The sequence below is a fragment of the Kitasatospora sp. NPDC056783 genome (genome assembly GCF_042789895.1).
In the GTDB taxonomy this organism is placed as follows: Bacteria; Actinomycetota; Actinomycetes; order Streptomycetales; family Streptomycetaceae; genus Kitasatospora.
On the sequence record NZ_JBHUAF010000688.1, the window covers coordinates 1 to 1656 of the forward strand.

General features: G+C 75.9%; 1 protein-coding gene. It reads right to left on the reverse strand.

Annotated elements, in window-relative coordinates; genetic code table 11:
* Positions 1–121 precede the first annotated feature (121 nt).
* The gene (locus tag ACFRMQ_RS40605; RefSeq protein ID WP_380735945.1) at positions 122–1444 is read right to left on the reverse strand and encodes a LuxR C-terminal-related transcriptional regulator; all 1323 of its coding nucleotides are present in this window, start codon (positions 1442–1444) and stop codon (positions 122–124) included.
* Between the last annotated feature and the right edge of the window lie 212 nt (positions 1445–1656).

Below are 1656 nucleotides of genomic sequence, written 5' to 3' on the forward strand. Positions count from 1 at the left end.
CATTTCAAGATCACCCGCCCGTGAACCCCGTCACCAACCTCCGTGGTCAGTACACCTAGCCCGTCCGGCGGTCGGCCCGGCCCGGGGAATCCCCGGGCGGGCCGCCTGCCGGGTGCCCGGGTCACCCCAGATTCCGGCGCAGTTCGCCACGCCCGTTGACCCGCAGCTTGCGGTAGATCCGGGTCAGGTGCTGCTCCACCGTACTGACCGTGATCGACAGGGACCGCGCGATCCGCTGGTTGGTCTCGCCCCGCGCGGCCAACAGGGCGACCCGCTGTTCGGACGGGCTGAGCTCGTCCAGCGCGGCCGCGTAGCGGTCGGTCACCTTGTAGCGGACGACCCGGTGCGGGACGGCGCCCGGCAGGTCGCCCCACTGGAGCAGCCGCAGCCGGGAGAACAGGCCGGGGCGCCCGGCGCTCTCCTGGAGGAGGCCGAACAGCTCCTCCCGCTGCTCCTGCCGGCGCCGGCTCCTGGTCCCCGGCCGGCCGAAGGCGTGCACCCCGTCGGCGGCGGACCCGGCCAGCCGGGAGTCGACCATGGTGAGCGCCGCGTCGTGGTCGCCGAGGCCCAGGTACGCCGCGGCGGCCGCGAACCGCCACGGGTACAGGTCCGTATCCAGCCCCCAGGAGACCAGCAGCCGTCCGCAGCTCATGAAGTCGGCCAGTGCGGAGCGGTGTTCGCCGTCGGCCAGGTGGTAGTGGCCCCGGGCGTAGAGGTAGCCGAGGCAGTGCCGGGTCTCGAAGATCGGCGCGGGCACCGGGCGCCGCACCCAGCCGCGGGCCGCGCCGAGCTCCGCGAGGTCGGTGTAGCCGGCGATCAGACAGGCCAGCGGTCCGCCGATCCAGGCACCGCGCGGCTCCGGCGGCGCCGACTCCAGCGCCGCCTCGGCGCGCGCCAGCGCGACCAGCACGTCGCCCCGGTGCAGGGACGCCTCCGCCCGTACCGCCAGCAGCCGGCCCGACCAGCTCTCGGTGGCCGACCGCGCCGCCTGCGGCAGCGCCCAGTCGCACCAGGAGATCGCGGCCTCCAGGTGGTTGCCGTACACCAGGGCGGTGACGGCCGCCACCACGGCGGAGGCGGTCTCCGCGCTGAACGCACAGGAGGAGAGGGCCGACCCGGCGCCGTCCGGCGGGTCCGGCAGTCCGGGGTCGCCGAGCAGACAGCCGGCCAGCGCCCAGGCGGCGCGGTGTCGCACGGCGTCGCCGTGCCGCACGGCGTCGCGGTTCCGGTCGCCGATCGCGTCGAGGGCCGCCACCCGCTCCGGTTCGCCCGCCGCCGCGCGCAGCAGACTCGGGAACTCACAGGCGATGAGCAGCCGGTCGGCGGCCGTCGCCAGGTGGCTCCGCCCGTCCGGCTCCGCCGTTCTGCGGTCCAGCGCGGCCAGTGCCTCCTTCGCCTGCCAGAGCAAGTCCGGTACCAGATCCGTTCGTTCGACGATGGTCATCGGTGGATCGAGCCCTCCACTATCACATGACGAATAGTCAGGTCGGGCCCGGACATCCCGCCCCTGGGGGCGGCGCGGGCCGGTGAGCAAGGGGGGCGCGGCGCGACGGCGGCGCACGGGCGGCCGCGACCGGGCGCGGTCGCCCGGCACCGGCGGGCCGCGCCGGCGCGGCCCCGCTGGTCGGGACGAGGTGAACCGCCCGGGCCCTGGGG